General features: G+C 42.8%; 12 protein-coding genes, 1 tRNA gene and 3 pseudogenes. 15 read left to right on the forward strand and 1 reads right to left on the reverse strand.

Annotation, left to right across the window (positions count from 1 at the left end):
* Positions 1–11 precede the first annotated feature (11 nt).
* The 7 genes from JCM16418_RS18705 (at position 12) to JCM16418_RS18735 (ending at position 7776) form a co-directional block, all read left to right on the forward strand.
* Complete coding sequence (locus JCM16418_RS18705) at positions 12–977, forward strand: LacI family DNA-binding transcriptional regulator (RefSeq protein ID WP_036652060.1); 966 nt, start codon at positions 12–14, stop codon at positions 975–977.
* Positions 978–1380: 403 nt separating this feature from the next.
* Positions 1381–2853 carry a stalk domain-containing protein gene (locus JCM16418_RS18710; protein WP_036652063.1) on the forward strand — a complete coding sequence of 491 codons (1473 nt, stop codon included), beginning with the start codon at positions 1381–1383 and terminating at the stop codon, positions 2851–2853.
* Positions 2854–2892: 39 nt separating this feature from the next.
* Positions 2893–3750: a phosphate ABC transporter substrate-binding protein gene (locus JCM16418_RS18715; protein ID WP_036652068.1), complete on the forward strand. Its 858-nt coding sequence runs from the start codon at positions 2893–2895 to the stop codon at positions 3748–3750.
* Positions 3751–3840: 90 nt separating this feature from the next.
* Positions 3841–4788, forward strand: coding sequence for a phosphate ABC transporter permease subunit PstC (gene pstC, locus JCM16418_RS18720; RefSeq protein ID WP_036652071.1), 948 nt, complete (start codon positions 3841–3843; stop codon positions 4786–4788).
* Positions 4788–5669 carry a phosphate ABC transporter permease PstA gene (gene pstA, locus JCM16418_RS18725; RefSeq protein ID WP_036652074.1) on the forward strand — a complete coding sequence of 294 codons (882 nt, stop codon included), beginning with the start codon at positions 4788–4790 and terminating at the stop codon, positions 5667–5669. The genes pstC and pstA overlap by 1 nt, the downstream gene beginning before the upstream one ends.
* Before the next feature lie 156 nt (positions 5670–5825).
* Positions 5826–6530, forward strand: coding sequence for a FadR/GntR family transcriptional regulator (locus tag JCM16418_RS18730; protein ID WP_306304809.1), 705 nt, complete (start codon positions 5826–5828; stop codon positions 6528–6530).
* Position 6531: 1 nt separating this feature from the next.
* Entirely contained in the window at positions 6532–7776 is a 1245-nt protein-coding gene (locus JCM16418_RS18735) for a CynX/NimT family MFS transporter (protein WP_036652079.1), read from the forward strand.
* 127 nt (positions 7777–7903) lie between these two features.
* Here the strand turns inward: JCM16418_RS18735 and JCM16418_RS18740 are convergent.
* Positions 7904–7977, reverse strand: a tRNA-Arg gene (locus JCM16418_RS18740).
* Positions 7978–8305: 328 nt separating this feature from the next.
* Between JCM16418_RS18740 and JCM16418_RS18745 the strand changes: the two are divergent.
* The 8 genes and pseudogenes from JCM16418_RS18745 to yihA all read left to right on the forward strand — a co-directional run bounded on the left by JCM16418_RS18745 (position 8306) and on the right by yihA (position 19053).
* Positions 8306–9150, forward strand: a pseudogene (locus JCM16418_RS18745) (hypothetical protein).
* 132 nt (positions 9151–9282) lie between these two features.
* A complete protein-coding gene (gene tig / locus JCM16418_RS18750; protein WP_036652081.1) occupies positions 9283–10623 on the forward strand; it encodes a trigger factor in 1341 nt (446 codons plus the stop codon).
* Positions 10624–10951: 328 nt separating this feature from the next.
* A complete protein-coding gene (clpP, locus tag JCM16418_RS18755) occupies positions 10952–11542 on the forward strand; it encodes an ATP-dependent Clp endopeptidase proteolytic subunit ClpP (RefSeq protein WP_036652083.1) in 591 nt (196 codons plus the stop codon).
* A gap of 11 nt (positions 11543–11553) precedes the next feature.
* Positions 11554–12806 (forward strand): annotated as a pseudogene (gene clpX, locus JCM16418_RS18760) (ATP-dependent protease ATP-binding subunit ClpX).
* A 133-nt stretch (positions 12807–12939) separates the two neighbouring features.
* A complete protein-coding gene (gene ispG, locus JCM16418_RS18765; RefSeq protein ID WP_036652085.1) occupies positions 12940–14037 on the forward strand; it encodes a flavodoxin-dependent (E)-4-hydroxy-3-methylbut-2-enyl-diphosphate synthase in 1098 nt (365 codons plus the stop codon).
* Between the two features lie 175 nt (positions 14038–14212).
* Complete coding sequence (lonB, locus tag JCM16418_RS18770) at positions 14213–15976, forward strand: ATP-dependent protease LonB (protein WP_036652087.1); 1764 nt, start codon at positions 14213–14215, stop codon at positions 15974–15976.
* A gap of 85 nt (positions 15977–16061) precedes the next feature.
* A pseudogene (lon, locus tag JCM16418_RS18775) lies at positions 16062–18397 on the forward strand (endopeptidase La).
* Positions 18398–18414: 17 nt separating this feature from the next.
* A complete protein-coding gene (gene yihA, locus JCM16418_RS18780) occupies positions 18415–19053 on the forward strand; it encodes a ribosome biogenesis GTP-binding protein YihA/YsxC (RefSeq protein ID WP_036652088.1) in 639 nt (212 codons plus the stop codon).
* Positions 19054–19176 lie beyond the last annotated feature (123 nt).

A 19176-nucleotide genomic window follows, 5' to 3' on the forward strand; every position in this document is an offset into this window, starting at 1 on the left:
AGCGAGGACATATGGTAAGTATTAAGGATATCGCCAAGAAAGCCGGGGTTTCCATTTCAACGGTATCTTATGCCCTCAACGGTAGCAGTAAAGTAACGGGTGAAACAAGCTCTAGAATTTTGGAGATTGCCAGAGAACTGAACTATGTCCCTAATGCGGCTGCAAGAACATTGAAGAAGAAAGAGTCTAAGATATTAGGTATGTTCTTAACCGATTTTAAAGGCGATGTATATGGGGATCTTCTGGATGGGATGAAGGAAGTTTGCAATGCCCGAGGTTATGATTTAGTAGTCTGTAGCGGTAAACAAGCTCATCGAATGCTACCAGAGCGAATGATGGATGGAGCCGTTATATTGGACCATACATTTCCAAGTGAGGAACTGCTAGAATATGCGAGGCGCAACCATAAAATTGTAGTACTTGATCGTGAATTAGAACATCCCAATATCAATCAGGTCTTATTGGACAATAAGGCGGGAGCCACGTTGGCTATAGAGTATCTACTTGAGCAGGGGCATAAGAAGATCTACGTCGTCACGGGGCCTGAAGGCTCATTTGATTCCAATCAACGGATGAAAGCCGTTCAGATGGTAGCGGATCGGCATGATGATGTCGAATGGATTAAAATTGCTGGGAACTTCAAGAAAAGCGGCGGAGAACATGCAGCAGAGCAAATCATGGAGGAATACAAGGAACCGGTTGCCGTATTCTGTCTAAATGATGAGATGGCTATCGGTCTTTACAATCGCATTACGGAAACCGAGTTCAAGATTGGCGAGCATATCCATCTAATTGGTTTTGATAATATCGAACTTACCCGTTATATGCAGCCTCGGCTAGCAACCATTGATTATTCCAAACGTAAATGGGGTGCACTTGCCTCTGAACAACTGATCAAAATTATAGCAGGCGATCATATTGAACATGAACGAATCTATGTGTCGTTAGTTAAAGGTGAATCGGTTGGTAAGATATAAGAGAATAATTCCAAAGAGACGACTCCCCTTACAAGATCAGCATAATCTTGTAAGGGGAGTCTCTTTATTATGCTCTTAAATCGTATGTTTGAGATGCTTATTCCATATCTAGCTGAGCAACATTAATATAATAGCGCATCTGCAATTCCCCATATGCTAAATCCGATTCATTCAGGATTTCCTAGCCTCCATTACATTCCGTTAACAAAGAATTGTATACATTTACATAGATTAATAGACATTTTCCTTATATAAGCGCCATTTCCAACTAAAGTAATCCATATTTTTACAAATAGAAACAATAAATATTTAATATTCCCATAACATTCCATTGGAACGGATTTAACATTGATATATGAAAATAGTCCTATAGCACTTATGCGATAAGAAAAGGGTGAGCCTATTGAAGAGTAATAAAGTATTTAATGTTCTAGTGGCATCCGCATTAGTAACTTCCGTATTAGCAGCAGGAACGGCAGAAGCAGCAGCAACCACGAAGCCAGCAACAAAAGCTCCAGCAAAAGTAACAAGCAAAGCACCAGTTGCTAAAGCACCAGTTAAATTAAAAGTTTCTAGTGTTTCTTTTAAAGTAAACGGTGAGACGGTTGCAGTAAATTCCGTTCAGGTTAAGAATACAACTCTCGTCGCTTTGGGTGATCTTGTTAAGGTGATTGGCGCAAAAGCTACATCCGCTAAAGGGATTACAACACTCTCCGACGCATCAGCTCTGCATACGCTTGTTTTACAATCAGGATCGAAAACATACAAGCTAGATAACGAGGCACTTGCATTCGCGGTTGCTCCACTGTTACAAGACAACAGAACGTATGTTGAACTTGAGCCAGTAGTCAACGCACTGGGTGGAGAAATTGTTAGCCAGTCTGGTAGTTCGAAAGAAATCCTAACGGTTAAACGAATCGCGGGTTCATTCGCATCCCCACGCTTTGATTCAGAAGGCAATGTTATTGCAGTCCTCGAAGATGGCGAAGTACCACAAGTTTATAAACTGAAGTCAAACTATAGCAGCCAACTGCTTGCTTCTGATAGTAACGCAGCAGATATGGCGATTTCACCAAATGGTCAATGGGGCGCTTATGCAGATGACAAGGGCCAATTGTCTTTGATCAGTTTAACAGGTGGACAAACACAGTTACTGGGCCAAGACACGACAGTGAAGACAGATTTGAACTGGTCGGCTGACGGCAAGAGCATTTACTTTGTACAAGGTGACAAACAAGAGAAGATTTCTTACATAACATTGGACACAGGCAAAATTACCGAAGTTTTGGCTGACAAAGTGGAGAATAAATCAGACGTGCGTGTATCGGCGGATGGCAAAAAAATTGTCTACATCGTAAATATCACGGGTGTGGCTAAGAATGACAAGGATAGTACAGAAGATTCCCTCAGCATTGACTATTCAGGTGCAGGTGAGCAATTCTACTCCTTAGCTGTAGGTACTAAAGACGCTAAGCCAGTTCAACTTACAACAAGCAATGACAACAAGTTGTTCCCAATCTTGCAAGCTGACGGCAAACTATTATACCTAAGTGCAGATCCAGACAACAGCAATGCTAAAAACGTACTCAAAGCCGTTAATGTAGACGGTAAAACACAAGATGTCATTAACGATATCGATGTAACCGTTACAGCAACCAATGCCAATGGTCAACTTGCAGTAGCTGGTATTGCAGCTGATGGCAAAACAAAAGTGTATACGGTATCTGCAAGTGGAAGCAAGACCGAAGTATACAGCACAGATGCTGACATTAGTGAATTGTCGCTTTCGGTAGATGGATCCCAATTGGTAGCGATCGTAGACGGTAAGATTGTTCTGATTCAAAATGGCGGTAAATCCCTACAACTTTCCCTATAAACTAATTAAATCGGCTTAGACCGAGAGGAGAATAAATACATGAAATTTTTCAAAAGAATGTCCCTGGTAGCTGTAACATCTTTGATGGTGGCTTCCTCAATCCTAGGAACTGCTTCTGCAGCTTCCGATAAGGTATCCGGTAAAATCACAGTTAACGGTTCTACAGCTTTGCTTCCACTTACTCTACAAGCGGCTAAAGAATTCCAAAAAATCAATCCTAAAGTTAGAATTGCAGCATCTGGTAAAGGTTCTGTAACTGGACCTCAAGCAGTTAAGAAAGGTATCGCTGATATCGGAGCATGTGACTGGGATGCAAGCATTGACGTTCCTGGATTTAAAGCTTTCGACGGTCAAGTAGCTAACAAAGTTGCGGTAATTCCTTTTGCAACAGTTACGAACAAGAACGTAAGCGTAAATAACCTGAGCACGGATCAGCTAAAAGGTATCTTCTCTGGTAAAATCACGAACTGGAAAGAAGTTGGCGGAGACAACGCTGACATCGTCGTTATTACACGTGCATTTGGTTCAGGTACTCGTGTTAACTATCAAGCTAAAGCACTAGCTGGTGGAGACATCACGAAGAAAGAAAAGAACTATAAGGAAGTAGGATCAAGCGGCGACATGAAAACGGCTGTTGCAACGACTCCTAACTCTATCGGATATATCGACTTGGTTTATGTAAACAGCGATCTGAAAGCAATTAACTTTAACGGTGTAGCACCAACTACGAATAACGTAATCAATGGTTCTTATAAGATCTGGGCTTATGGATATTTCATGACTAAAGGTCAACCAACCGGTGCAACGAAGGCATTTATTGACTACATTCAAAGCAGTAAATTCCAACAAGGTTCCCTGAAGAAATTAAAATTCATTCCAGTATCGGCAATGAAATAAGAGATTATATCTAATGTAACATCCATTATGTTGTGATTCGGCAGCCAGCCTCGTGTAATTAGAGGCTGGCTGCTGTATGGGAGGAAAACGATGAACACGCCTGTTCAGCAAATCGTGCCTGAAGATAGGGCTTTACGGAAACCATCTAATAAATTCAAATTTACACGCTCTGTCCGTGTCCGTTTAACGAATCGATTATTTAAATATTACTTTTTATTCAGTATATTAGCGCTTTGCTTCGTACTAGGATTGGTTATTTTCTTTATTGGTAAAACAGCATTTCTTACGTTTGGTCACATTTCCTTATCTGAATTCTTCCTATCTTTTAACTGGAATCCAGAAGAGGAGCACTTCGGAGCGGCAGCTTTTATTATTAATACAATTTCGCTTACCCTGCTTACTTTAGTTATGGCAGTGCCTATATCTGTGGGTATGGCTGTACTTATTGCCGAAATTGCTCCAAAATGGTTCAAAAATTTGATTCGCCCTGTTTTAGATCTTCTTGTAGGGATTCCTTCCATTGTATATGGATATATTGGTTTGACCGTGCTCATTCCTTTTCTACGTAAAGTAAGTGGGGAGAATCTTGGAGACGGGATTCTGGCAGCAGCTTTGGTACTGGCTTTAATGGTTCTACCGACAATCAGCCGGATCAGTGATGAGGCTATCGTATCTGTGCCGAAAAAGTACCGTGAGGCGGCTTACGCTATGGGATCTACTCGTTTGCAGGTTATCATGAGAGTGATACTGCCAGCTGCGGGAAGAGGGATTATTGCAGCTATTATTATGGGCATGACCCGCGCAATCGGCGAGACGATGGCGGTTGTGATGGTCATCGGAAATACGGCTCAGCTGGCGAAAAGCTTCTTCTCACCAACATCCGTATTGACGAGTAATATCGTCATGCAAATTTCTAATGTTGAATTTGATTCGACCTGGAATTATGCGCTGCATATGATGGCATTCTTGCTCCTCGTCATTTCATTCATCCTTATCTTGTTCATTCGTTTTCTGGGTAGAAAAGGGAGGAACACTTAATGAACGAAATGACACGCAGCCGCAAAATGAAAAGATCGATTCTCTATAACAAGTCTGCCACATTTGGATTTTACGCTCTTGGGGTTCTTGTATTACTGCTCATCTTCTGGTTACTTTATTCCATTCTAAGCAAAGGTTTACCGGGACTATCACTGGAATTCCTGACTAAGCTACCTGAGGATATGGACATAGGCGGTGGGATCGGCCCTGTTTTATTTAATTCATTCTATATCTTGTTCTTATCTCTAATTATTTCGATTCCTATTGGGGTTGGTGCAGGGATTTATATGGCGGAATACGCCCCGAATAATAAATTCACTGAGATTCTTCGTATTTGTGTGGAGAGCTTATCCTCGGTACCTTCTATTGTTTTCGGTATGCTCGGATTAGCTATTTTCGCTGAATACTTTCAGGTAGGACTTACGATTCTAGGTGGTGCTGTAAGTTTAGCATTCCTAAATCTCCCGATGCTGGCGAGAGTAACGGAAGAAGCTGTACGTTCCGTTCCTAACGATATGCGTAATGCTTCTTATGCGCTCGGTATGACTAAATTTCAGTGTATCCGTACCGTCGTGCTGCCCATGGCGATGCAAGGGATCATTACAGGGATTTGCCTTGTAGCAGGCCGTGCATTCGGTGAATCTGCAGTTATTTTGCTTACGGCAGGACTCAGTACATCCGGAGAAATGTGGGACTTCAATTTATTATCTCCAGGTGAAACGCTTGCTGTACATCTATGGTATGTTCAATCGGAAGCGATCGTGGAAGATGCTAGACAGATTGCAGACAAATCAGCAGCGGTGTTGGTTTTAGTTGTGCTACTGATTAACCTTCTATTTCGAATTCCACTGTGGATTACGAACCGTAAACTTAAGAGATAATCATTTCGGGATATACAAGAAAATAGACCATTTGATAGATTTAAATTGTAAGCATAAGATAAGGCTGGGAAACCAGCCTTATTTTGCTTTTTATAAGCCTATATTTAAATTTTTATGATACAATAAATCAAACATCCTATGTTTGGAGGTATCGCTTTGGAACTACAACAACCGAACCGATTTACGTTGGTTGAGCAGGTTACAGCTCAGATCGAATCCTTGATAGAGAATGGTGTTTGGCCAGTGGGAGAGCGAATTCCACCGGAACCGGAGTTAGTTGATAAGCTTGGGGTTAGCAGAAACACGGTTCGCGAGGCGATCAGAGCACTCATTCATGGGGGTATGCTAAGAACGCGTCAAGGGGATGGTACCTACGTTTGCTCTTCTAGTAGCCTAAGCCCCGTTCTACTGCGTCGTCTTCAGCGCAGTAAGCTGAGTGAGACACTGGAGGTTCGCGCTGCTCTGGAGCAGGAGGCCGCTCGTCTTGCATCACTACGGCGTACGACTGACGACGTCATAGCCCTTCAAGCCTCTCTGGATGCACGTAGAGTAGCGGAGGAGTCTGGTGACGTGGAAGCATTCGTAGCAGCGGATGTACATTTTCATAAGCAAGTGATTGCAGCCGCACACAACAGTATCTTGAGTGATTTGTATAACTCCATGACAGAGGCTGTGCGTAACTCCGTTTCAATGGTAAACGAGCATATGTGTGTGGCCATCGTTCATAGCCAGATGAGTGAGACGATGATCGAAGCTATCATAAATCAGGATGAGGCAGCTGCTGCTGAGGCAGTCCGAACATATATTCAAGCATCTCAGGATGCGCTACTACAAGCATCTCAAGGAGGAAATAAAGAATAACATGCGACAAACGACTGACATCTCAGAGAATAATCAACAAAAGCCGGGTAAGTCTAGGCTGCAAGTAGTCCTTCTTTTTATTGGTATCATCATGATCGCTATGACGCTGCGGGCGCCTATTACATCCGTAGGTCCTTTAATTGAAATCATTCGAAATGACACAGGGATGTCTCACACGCTCGTAGGACTACTGACGACGTTTCCTTTGTTAGCTTTTGCACTTTTATCCCCAGTAGCCCCCAAAATTGCTCGGAAATGGGGGATAGAGCGTACGCTCTTTGTGGGCGTATTCGCGGTGACCGCAGGAATAGTGCTTCGTTATTTACCTTCAATTACTTCGCTTTTTGCAGGAACCATTCTATTAGGTCTTGGTATAGCACTCAGCAATGTGCTCTTACCCAGCCTCATTAAGCGGGATTTTCCTAATAAAGTTGGAGTCATGATGGGAACGTACTCGGTATCCATGAACATATTTGCTGCCTTGGCTTCCGGTATTAGCTTTCCACTGGCTCAGTACTCTTCTACGGGCTGGAGGGGATCGCTGGTCATGTGGGGGATATTATCCTTTGTAGCGCTCATGATTTGGTTGCCACAGCTTCGTTCGATTCAGCATGAAGCTCCTAACGTACAAATATCTGCCAAAAGCAACGTATGGCGTTCCAAGCTAGCTTGGCAGGTTACTATTGTTATGGGATTACAATCTTTTATTTTCTATTCCGTCGTAGCTTGGCTGCCTGAAATTTTGACACAGCGTGGAATGAGCTCATCCACAGCGGGATGGATGCTTTCACTTATGCAATTTTTTAGTGTTCCAGTTACGTTCGTTGTGCCTATATTGGCAGCACGTTTTAAGAATCAGCGAGGTCTAATTCTAGCAACGTTTGCCTGCTTTATCCTAGGCCTAGGGGTGCTGTTAACGGGTTCGCGTTCGCTGGTTCCGCTTGCAGTTATCCCAATTGGTATCGGGACAGGCGCAGCTTTTGGGCTTGTAACGATGTTCTTCGTTCTTCGCTCTCGCTCAGTGAACCAATCGGCAGAACTTTCGGGAATGGCCCAGTCTATTGGATATCTGTTGGCAGCAGCAGGTCCACTGCTATTCGGTTTTGTGCATGATCTTACGAATAGCTGGACTAGTGCAATCGTTCTACTCATTGTTGCATCCGTTATTTATATGCTGGCTGGTTTAGGAGCCGGTAGTAATCGATTTATTGGAGAAGAAAATAACAAGAAGACTTCCGTCAGCTGACGGAAGTCTTCTTGTTATTACTCATTTTAATTCTATAAGAATATAGCTTAATTCGTATCCATTGTAACTGAATGAATATACAAAGAAAGAGATCTCCAGCTGGAGACCTCTTTTCTCATACATATGACGTCCCAGGAGGGATTCGAACCCCCGACCGACGGCTTAGAAGGCCGTTGCTCTATCCAGCTGAGCTACTGGGACATAAAAAATTCAAGCAAGAAATATCATATCATATCACCAAAATATAATCAACTGAAATTTTAGAGTAATGCATTTATAGCAAGGAGATTCAAGATTTATTTTTGAAATTAAGATTGAAGAATTCTCTGTCTTCTCAGACATGATAGGAAAGCAGGTTGGTCAGCCGATGTTTTTTTTCAATGAGAAAGAGGTATGCTATAATCAATAATTAATCAAGTAAACCGGAAGAAAGGAGGGTTCCTCTATTAACAATTCTAATTCCCCCGCCACAGACAACATTATATTATTTCCAAAGACTTTGGACTTCTACCAAATTCAGCTGACGGTTATGCTGGAAAATGAACGGTACGGGGAAGCAATGAAACTCCTTCGTTTTTTACTTCAATGCCAAGGACAGGACGAACGGCATTATGAAGAATGGAGGGCTCTTCTGGAATGGATGGAAGCAGCCTTTCCCCAGTATATAGCGGGAAGTAATAACGATGAAGAAATGGACTTGCACGGAGATCATGAACCGGACGAAGAAGATATGAAACGTCGTAATGCACAGTCCAAACTAACGAAAGATCCTGAATATGCAGACCGATTACTTAAGACCGTGATGGATGAACCTTTAACAGAGCAAACAATGCTTGCATTAGAGCAACTTTCATATATGGAAGGCTCTGCTATAGATCAGGCTCTGGCTGAATGGTTACAGCATAATGAGCTTCATCCTTTGCTGCAGTTCAGAACTCTTCAAACCTTGCGGAAAAGAGGGATGGGAGCATCGTCAATCTCACGCGCGGACAGGAACATGTAAGCATTGAAATCGACTCCGTGCCCTTATTGCCTGAAGATTTTCCAATCCAGATGACCAAAATAACAGAACGTGTTGCTGGTCAGACAGAAGTCCAGGAACCCACGTTGTATTATTTTGCCCAAGAATTGTGGTCGCAATTTATTATGGCCATTTTCGGAACCCATGACTATTTATCGATTCTGGATGAAGATGATGCGACGATCGATATATGGGCAGCAGCGCTTCATCAGATGGTTACAGAGAGTCTGACGGGTAGCCGGAATGAAGAAGAATCCCGCGCTATGTATGGAATTACAGATACGATGAGATTTCGTTTTGAACAGGCATATCGGACAATGAAACAATTCGTTGCAGCGGGTATGCATGAATAGCAGAATTGGGAAACGTTTCCCTTAAGTCCTGCCAAGGGTTGCCCTTGAAAAACAATCTAATGTTGTTTATACTATAATGGTTATTCTATGCGCGTTAATAAGTGAAGATATTTTTGGAGGGGAAAGCATAAAATGAAAGCAACTTGGGAAAAAATAGAGAAGAACCTTGGCGTTCTTGAAGTAGAAGTAGAAGCAGATCGTGTAGCTTCTGCACTTGATAAGGCTTACAATAAAGTTGTTAAAAAAGCAAACGTACCTGGATTCCGTAAAGGTAAAGTTCCACGTCCAATTTTTGAAGCTCGTTACGGTGTGGAAAGTTTGTATCAAGATGCAATTGATATCTTGCTACCTGAAGTTTACACAGAAGCTGTTAATGAAACAGATATCTTCCCGGTAGATCGTCCGGAAGTTGATATTGAGCAATTCGCAAAAGGCGAAACTTTTAAATTCAAAGCTAAAGTAACCGTTAAACCAGAAGTTACTTTGGGTGATTACAAAGGCGTCGAAGTAGAAGTTGCTAAAGTTGAAGTTAGCGAAGATGAGCTTACTGAGGAACTGAAGCGTCTGCAAGAGCGTCACGCTGAACTTGCTGTTATCGAAGAAGGAGCAGCTGCTTCTGGAGATATCGCAGTTATCGACTTCGACGGATCCGTAGACGGTGTACCTTTTGAAGGTGGACAAGCTGAGCGTTATTCTTTGGAACTAGGAAGTAACACATTTATTCCAGGTTTCGAAGAGCAAGTGATTGGTCTTTCCACAGGTGATTTCAAGGATGTTGAAGTAACATTCCCTGAGAGCTATCATGCAGAAGAGCTTGCTGGTAAACTTGCAGTGTTCAAAGTGAAAGTGCATGAAATCAAACGTAAGCAACTTCCTGAACTTGATGATGAGTTTGCTAAAGACGTTAGTGAGTTCGAAACTCTTGCTGAATACAAAGAAGACTTGAAAAAAGAACTTCTAGTTCGCAAAGAGCAAGAAGCTAAGGGCGTTAAAGAAGGCAAAGTCGTTGACAAAGTGTCCGAAAATGCTGAAGTTGAAATTCCACAAGCCATGGTTGACAGTGAAATTGAAAACATGATGCGTGATTTCGACAATCGTCTTCGTAACCAAGGTATGAATCTTGAAATGTTCCTGAGCTTCTCTGGTCAAACGACTGGCGAACTTCAAGAGCAAATGAAGGATGATGCTCAGAAGCGTGTTCGCAATAACTTGGTTCTTGAGCAAATTGCTAAAGAAGAGAACATCGAAGTTACTGAAGAAGACATCAACAAAGAACTCGAAACAATGGCTGATTCCTACAAACGTTCTGTTGAAGAAATCCGTAATCTTTTGACTTCTAACGGATCGATTGGAAGCTTACGTGAAGAAGTATCTTTGCGCAAAACCATCGAATTGTTGCTTGAAAACAGTAAAGAAGTAGAAGTTGCTGAAAGCACTGAAGAAGCTGCTGAAGACAACAAGGAAGATAAGTAATACAGTAAGAAGGAATATTCTCCAAAATAATAAGCATTCAGAAATGATGCTAAAGAAATAATAGACAGATAAGGCACGTATAATTAATTGCGTGCCTTATTTTTAACTATTATTATCCATTTAATTCCTAAATGGAATATGAATTGGAGATTTTTCCTGCATACATATTAGAACAGACAGTGCTTGCGGGTTAATTTTTGAAGGTAGCTCATACACTCTAATAAGTGAAAAATGACATCATGACGAGAACATGATAAAATAATTCTGTAACCCGTCTGGTCACCAATTGTTGGGTTGTACATCTTTTATATAGAAAAGAGGTTGACACATGAGTCTGATTCCTATGGTTGTAGAGCAAACCAATAGAGGCGAGAGGTCTTATGATATATACTCAAGATTGTTGAAGGATCGTATCATCTTCCTCAGCAGTGCGATTGATGATGATGTGGCCAATCTTGTTATAGCTCAGTTGCTGTTTTTAGCAGCAGAAGATCCAGAGAAAGACATTCATTTGTATATTAACTCTCCAGGTGGTTCTGTAACGGCAGGGATGGGTATATTTGATACAATGCAGTTTATTAAACCAGATGTGTCCACAATTTGTGTGGGGATGGCTGCGAGTATGGGTTCCTTGCTATTGACAGCGGGTGCTCCAGGTAAACGGTATGCTTTAACGAATAGTGAAGTTATGATCCACCAACCTCTCGGTGGTGTTCAAGGTCAAGCTGCTGATATTCAAATCCACGCAAGTTGGATTATTAAAACAAGAGAAAAGCTTAATCAAATATATGTGGAACGTACTGGTCAGCCCCTTGAAAAAATTGAGCGCGACACCGATCGTGACTTTTTCATGAGTGCGGAGGAAGCGAAAGCATACGGCATTATCGACCAAGTTCTCACTTCACCGATTAAATCTTAAGGGGTGGTTAGATGTTTAAATTTAACGACGAAAAAGGGCAGTTGAAGTGCTCGTTCTGCGGTAAATCACAGGAACAGGTTCGCAAGCTTGTTGCCGGACCAGGTGTTTATATATGTGACGAGTGTATTGAACTCTGCACGGAGATTGTAGAGGAAGAACTCGGACATGAAGAAGAAATTGATTTAAAAGATATTCCGAAGCCTAAAGATATTTGCGACATTCTTGATCAATACGTTATTGGTCAGGAACAAGCAAAGAAATCGCTATCTGTAGCGGTGTATAACCATTATAAGCGTATTAACACAGGCAGCAAAATTGAAGATGTAGAGCTTCAGAAGAGTAATATCCTTCTTCTTGGACCTACAGGTTCAGGTAAAACTTTGCTAGCTCAAACGATGGCTAAGATTCTTAATGTACCATTTGCGATTGCAGATGCTACATCTTTAACAGAAGCTGGTTATGTGGGTGAGGATGTTGAGAACATCTGCTTAAGCTGATCCAAGCCGCTGATTATGATGTTGAAAAAGCAGAACGCGGTATTATTTATATCGATGAAATCGATAAAGTTGCCCGTAAATCAGAGAATCCATCCATTACACGTGATGTGTCTGGTGAAGGTGTTCAACAAGCCCTTTTGAAAATTCTTGAAGGTACAGTTGCTTCCGTACCACCGCAAGGCGGACGTAAGCATCCTCATCAAGAGTTTATCCAAATCGATACAACGAACATTTTGTTTATTTGCGGTGGTGCATTTGACGGCCTAGAGCAAATGATCAAGCGTCGGATTGGTAAGAAGGTAATTGGTTTTAACGCCAGTGGAGATCAAAAAGACCTAAAACCTGGTGAATACCTGTCAATGGTATTACCAGAGGATCTACTCAAATTTGGTCTAATTCCTGAATTTGTTGGCCGTCTTCCTGTAATTTCAACATTGGAGCCGCTTGATGAGAAGACGCTTGTGCGTATCTTATCTGAGCCTAAGAACGCCTTGACCAAGCAGTATGTGAAACTGCTTGAAATGGACAACGTTGCGTTGAAATTCGAAGCGGAGGCACTAGAGGCGATTGCTCGTGAAGCGATTAAACGTAACACGGGTGCTCGTGGTCTTCGTGCCATTATCGAAGGAATTATGCTCGATGTGATGTATGAAGTTCCTTCTCGTGATGATATCAAAGACTGCATCATTACTGAGCAAGTTGTTCAGGACAGAATTGTGCCTGAATTAACGGTGAAGAAAGATAATAAACAAGAAGAAAGTGCCTAAGTATATTCGGTAAGGCAAGTTTCCGAATAACATGTGCTTTCGAAATTCATTGCCGGTTCTCCACTTCCGCCCTTTGGCCTAAGCTTGACTGCCGGGTGGGGTGGAGTCTTGGCGTTATGGGAGAGAATAAATCATGTTTTTGAGACAAGACACTAGACCTGTCAAAGTTGGTAACCTAACGATTGGCGGAAGCAATGATGTTATCATTCAAAGCATGTGTACGACAAAGACCGCTAACGTAGAAGCTACCGTTGCAGAAATTTTACGATTAGAAGAAGCTGGATGTCAGGTGGTCCGAGTAACGGTGAATAACTTGGAGGCTGCCGAAGCTATCAAGGAAATTAAGAAACAAATCCACATTCCGTTAGTTGCGGATATTCATTTTAATTATCAATTAGCACTAAAGGCCATTGAGAATGGGATCGACAAGGTACGTATTAATCCAGGTAACATCGGTAGTCGTGATAAGGTAGAAGCCGTTGTTAAAGCATGTAAAGAGCGCGGTATTCCAATTCGGATTGGTGTCAATGCAGGTTCGCTCGAACAGCACTTGCTAGATAAATACGGTTACCCAACGCCTGAGGCTATGGTGGAAAGTGCACTTTATCATATTGGTATTCTAGAAGAGCTCGATTTCCATGACATTATTGTTTCGCTCAAAGCATCTGACGTGCCTATGGCTATTGAAGCATATACGAAGGCAGCGGAAGTGATTCCATACCCACTTCACTTGGGTATAACTGAATCCGGTACGTTGTTCTCTGGTACGATCAAAAGTTCCGCAGGTATCGGAGCGTTACTGTCTTTAGGAATAGGAAGCACGTTACGTATTTCACTAAGCGCTGATCCTGTTGAAGAAATCAAAGTAGCGCGTGAGCTACTGAAGATTTACGGCTTAATTTCCAATGCGCCAACACTTGTTTCTTGTCCAACTTGTGGTCGTTTGGATATTGACTTGTTTTCAATAGCGAATGAAGTGGAAGAGTATATCTCTAATTTGAAAGTTCCGATTAAAGTATCTGTGCTAGGCTGTGCCGTTAATGGTCCAGGTGAAGCTCGTGAGGCTGATATCGGGATTGCTGGTGGACGTGGTGAAGGATTGCTATTCCGCTACGGAGAAATGATCCGCAAAGTACCAGAGGCGGACATGGTGGAAGAATTAAAGAAAGAAATTGACCATATTGTTGAAGTGTATGAAGCGACTGGAGAAATTCCTGGACGCAAGCACTAATCCATTATTGTTATCTATAAATAGCTGTAGTCCCCGAATTTAAGGGGTCTGCGGCTATTTTTGTTCATGCCTAAGTTTAAAAATCATTCCATTTTGCGTTTATTGAAGTAGGAAAAGGCTATACTACCATGTAATAGGCTAACAAGGCTTCTGATGAGAAATGGGAGGGTTTTCAATGAACTTGGGATCAATTATGATGATGGTTAACTTTTTCTTTGCCGTGGTCATCGGTATATATTTTTGGAACTTGCTGCGTGGGCAAAAGACAAACCGTACAGCTGTAGATCGCGAATCGCGCAAGGAGATGGATAAGCTTCGTAAACTTCGTTCTGTTTCACTTACAAAGCCGCTATCGGAGAAGACGCGTCCACAGACGCTTCAGGATATTGTTGGACAGAAGGACGGACTAAGGGCACTAAAGGCTGCTCTGTGTAGTGGTAACCCACAACATGTTATTATCTATGGCCCACCGGGGGTTGGTAAGACGGCGGCGGCACGAGTAGTGATGGGAGAAGCGAAGAAGAATCCATCATCGCCTTTTAAAGTGGATGCCAAATTCACAGAAATTGATGCGACTACTGCTCGTTTTGATGAACGCGGTATTGCAGATCCGTTAATTGGCTCCGTTCATGACCCTATATATCAAGGGGCTGGATCTATGGGAGTTGCGGGTATTCCACAACCCAAGCCGGGTGCTGTGACAAAGGCTCATGGTGGAATCTTATTTTTAGATGAAATTGGTGAATTGCATCCGATCCAAATGAATAAATTGTTAAAAGTACTAGAAGATCGTAAAGTACTGCTGGAAAGTGCTTACTATAATTCAGAAGACAATAATACGCCGGCATATGTGCATGATATTTTTCAAAATGGTTTGCCAGCGGACTTCAGGCTCGTTGGAGCAACAACACGCTCACCTCAGGAAATTCCTGCTGCGCTTCGGTCACGGTGCATGGAGATCTATTTCCGTCCATTGTTGCCAGAGGAAATTGGTCGTATCGCCGAAGATGCTATCCAGAAAATCGGACTTACTCCTTGTCCAGGAGCCGTTGACGTTGTTAAACAATATGCTACGAATGGACGCGAAGCCGTCAACATTATCCAGCTTGCTGCTGGACTTGCTTTAACAGAGAAACGCGATACGCTTGCAGCTTCTGATGTGGAATGGGTGGCTAGCAGCAGCCAGCTTCAGCCACGTCCTGACAGGAAAGTACCAGAATATCCTCAGGTAGGATTGGTAAACGGTTTAGCAGTGTACGGACCTAATATGGGTGCATTACTTGAGATTGAAGTTACGGCGGTACCCGTTGATAAAGGGCAAGGGAAATATAATATAACTGGTGTCGTGGAAGAAGAGGAAATGAACGGCGGTTCTAGAACCATACGTCGGAAGAGTATGGCTAAAGGTTCAGTAGAAAATGTACTTACCGTGCTCCGTTCATTAGATGTAAATCCGGCAGACTATGATCTGCATATTAATTTCCCTGGAGGCACTCCTATTGACGGGCCGTCTGCAGGAATCGCTATGGCTACGGCAATTGTATCGGCAATTAAGGGTATACCCGTAGATAACCTCACAGCGATGACAGGAGAAATTAGTATACACGGTAAGGTTAAACCTATTGGCGGTGTTATTGCTAAAGTGGAAGCTGCCTTTCAGGCAGGAGCGACAACCGTGCTCATCCCCAAAGAAAACTGGCAGACATTGTTTGAAGATCTCAACGGACTACGAGTCATCCCAGTTGAATGGGTTCAGGAGGTCTTTAATCATATTTTTGGAGAAGCATGGTGTCCAGTGCCGTCTGAACAGCCGCTTGAGATTGATCTTTCGGCGGGGCTTATACCCGGGGCTGATGTTTTTCCTTCCGTTCCAAGTTCATTCCTACATGCCAAACCGGCTCGTCCTGGTCAGGTCACGGATGCGGGAACATGCGGATAGTCTATAGGATTGGTGTTTTTTGTGAACATTTGCTAAAATGAAAAACGAATGTCATAACCTGAGAAGTGCTGGAGGTGCGAAAGCGATGGGGCTTAGTAAATCTAAAGGTCGTCGTTTTCCTTTATTGCCTTTGAGAGGACTTCTAGTCTACCCGAGCATGGTGCTGCATCTCGATGTAGGCCGTGAGAAATCCGTTAAGGCTCTGGAAAAAGCGATGGTGGAAGATAATTTGATTCTTCTCTGTTCACAGTCCGAAGTGAATATAGAGGAGCCGACGCAAGAAGATATATTCCGGATTGGTACAGTAGCGAATGTCAGACAGATGCTTAAGCTTCCAAACGGTACGATTCGTGTACTGGTTGAGGGTATGGAGCGTGCTGAGATTATTCAGTATACGGATAATGAAGAGTACTACGAGGTTGTTGCACGCGAGCTGCCTGAAAAGGAAAGCGATGATCCGGAAGTTGATGCTCTGATGCGTACGGTACTGAGCCAGTTCGAGCACTATATTAATTTATCCAAGAAGGTTACACCCGAGACACTGGCTGCGGTGTCTGATATTGAAGAGCCAGGACGTCTGGCGGACGTGATTACAAGTCATTTATCTTTGAAAATAAAAGATAAACAAGAGATTTTAGAGACGATAGATGTGGGCAAGCGTTTAGAGAAGCTGCTCGACATTCTGAATAATGAACGTGAAGTGCTGGAGCTAGAGCGTAAGATTAACCAGCGTGTGAAGAAGCAAATGGAGAAGACTCAGAAAGAGTACTATCTTCGTGAACAGATGAAGGCGATCCAGAAAGAACTTGGGGAGAAGGAAGGCCGGGCTGGCGAAGTTGAAGAACTTCGTGAGAGCATGAGCAAGCAGGAGTTTCCTGAGAAAGTTCAGGAGAAAATCGAGAAGGAAATTGATCGTCTTGAGAAAATGCCTGCAAGTTCAGCAGAAGGCGGTGTCATCCGAAATTACCTAGATTGGCTTCTTGCGCTCCCTTGGAGCAATCGGACCGAGGATGATCTGGATATCAAGAAAGCGGAAGAAATTCTAAATGAGGATCATTACAGCTAGATAAACCGAAGGAACGTGTACTGGAATATTTGGCAGTTCAGAAACTTGTCAAGAAGATGAAGGGGCCTATTCTTTGTCTTGTGGGTCCTCCAGGTGTCGGTAAGACGTCACTTGCTCGCTCTATTGCTCGTTCATTGAATCGTAAATTTGTTCGAATTTCTTTAGGCGGCGTGAGGGATGAAGCTGAAATTCGGGGTCACCGCAGAACATATGTCGGTGCTATGCCTGGACGTATTATTCAAGGTATGAAGACGGCAGGAGCGGCGAATCCGGTATTTTTGCTAGATGAAATTGATAAAATGGCTTCTGATTTCCGTGGTGATCCTTCATCTGCACTGCTTGAAGTTCTTGATCCGGAACAGAACAATACATTTAGTGATCATTTTATTGAGGTTCCCTTTGATCTGTCGCAGGTTATGTTCGTGACGACAGCCAATGCGATTCATAATATTCCGCGTCCGCTTCTGGATCGGATGGAAGTGCTAAATATTCCGGGATATACGGAGCTTGAAAAACTGCAAATTGCTAAGCGCTATCTGCTACCGAAGCAGAAGCGGGAGCATGGCTTGCAGGAGGAACAGCTTCATATCGGAGAAGAGGCATTATTCAAAGTTATTCGTGAATATACTCGTGAGTCTGGTGTGCGTAATCTAGAGCAACAGGTTGCTGCTCTCTGCCGCAAAACCGCAAGACGTATTGTTTCTGAGGAACAAGAGACTATTGAAATTGGTCCTGAGGATATCAAAGAATACCTTGGTTCAGCTAAATTCCGTCATAGTGTTGCAGATCTTGAAGATCAAATCGGCACTGTAACAGGTCTTGCCTGGACAGAGGTTGGCGGAGAGACATTAATGATTGAGGTCACTGTTGTGCCGGGGACAGGTAAACTAATCCTTACAGGACAACTGGGTGATGTCATGAAGGAATCCGCTCAAGCTGCGTTTAGTTATACCCGTTCGAAATCGGTGGATCTTGGAATAGATTCCGATTTCCATGAAAAGAACGATATTCATATTCATATTCCAGAGGGTGCTATTCCTAAAGATGGCCCTTCAGCGGGTATTACCATTGCAACGGCACTGATTTCTGCTTTATCGAAGAAACATGTATCCAAGCACGTTGCCATGACGGGTGAGATCACGCTACGAGGAAGAGTCCTTCCGATTGGTGGTCTCAAAGAGAAGTCACTTGCTGCGCACCGTGCGGGTTATAAAAAAATACTCCTTCCAAAAGACAACGAGCGGGATCTAAGAGATATTCCTGACAGTGTGAAGGAAGATGTGGAGTTTGTTCCGGTATCCCATATGGACCAGGTACTTAAGCATGCGCTGGTGGAGCAGACTGAAGTGCATTAGAGAGGATTATATAAATCATGAAGGTAACACAATCAGAATTCGTCATCAGCGCCGTAGGCCCTGATCAATATCCTGACGACGCCTTGCCAGAGATTGCTCTGGCAGGGCGTTCCAATGTCGGTAAATCGTCGCTCATTAATAAGTTAATCAACCGCAAGAATTTGGCTAGAACAAGTTCAACTCCAGGTAAGACACAGTGTTTGAACTATTACCGTATTAATGAACAACTGTATTTCGTGGATTTTCCAGGCTATGGATATGCTAAGGTCTCCAAGACTCAGCGCGAAGCTTGGGGTAAAATGATTGAGCGTTATTTGCTTGAGAGAGAAACTCTTAAACTTGTTTTGCTTGTTGTTGACTTACGTCATCCACCATCTAAAGATGATGAGATGATGTATGAGTGGCTTAAGCATTATGAAATTCCAATCTGTGTGGTGGCAACAAAAGCGGACAAGATCCCTCGTAGCCGCTGGGCGAAACATGCTAAACAGATGAAGACAAGTTTACTTCTACGTGGAGAAGATACGTTTATCATGTATTCATCTGAGACAGGAATGGGTAAAGATGAATTATGGTCTGTTATTTTGAATCACAGTAAACGAGATCAATCTAATGAAGATGAGCAACTAATTGAAGAGCTAGGCACAGAAGAATAACTCTATGTGAGTAAACTTTTCGTCATATAACGTAGGGAATCAGACATTTTCCTATAGGAAAGTGAGCAACATATATGAATTTTCATCTATATTAGCTTTTAATCCGATTTTTTATGGAATACG

It is taken from the genome of Paenibacillus pini JCM 16418, from assembly GCF_000576305.1.
Taxonomy (GTDB): Bacteria; Bacillota; Bacilli; order Paenibacillales; family Paenibacillaceae; genus Paenibacillus_AQ; species Paenibacillus_AQ pini.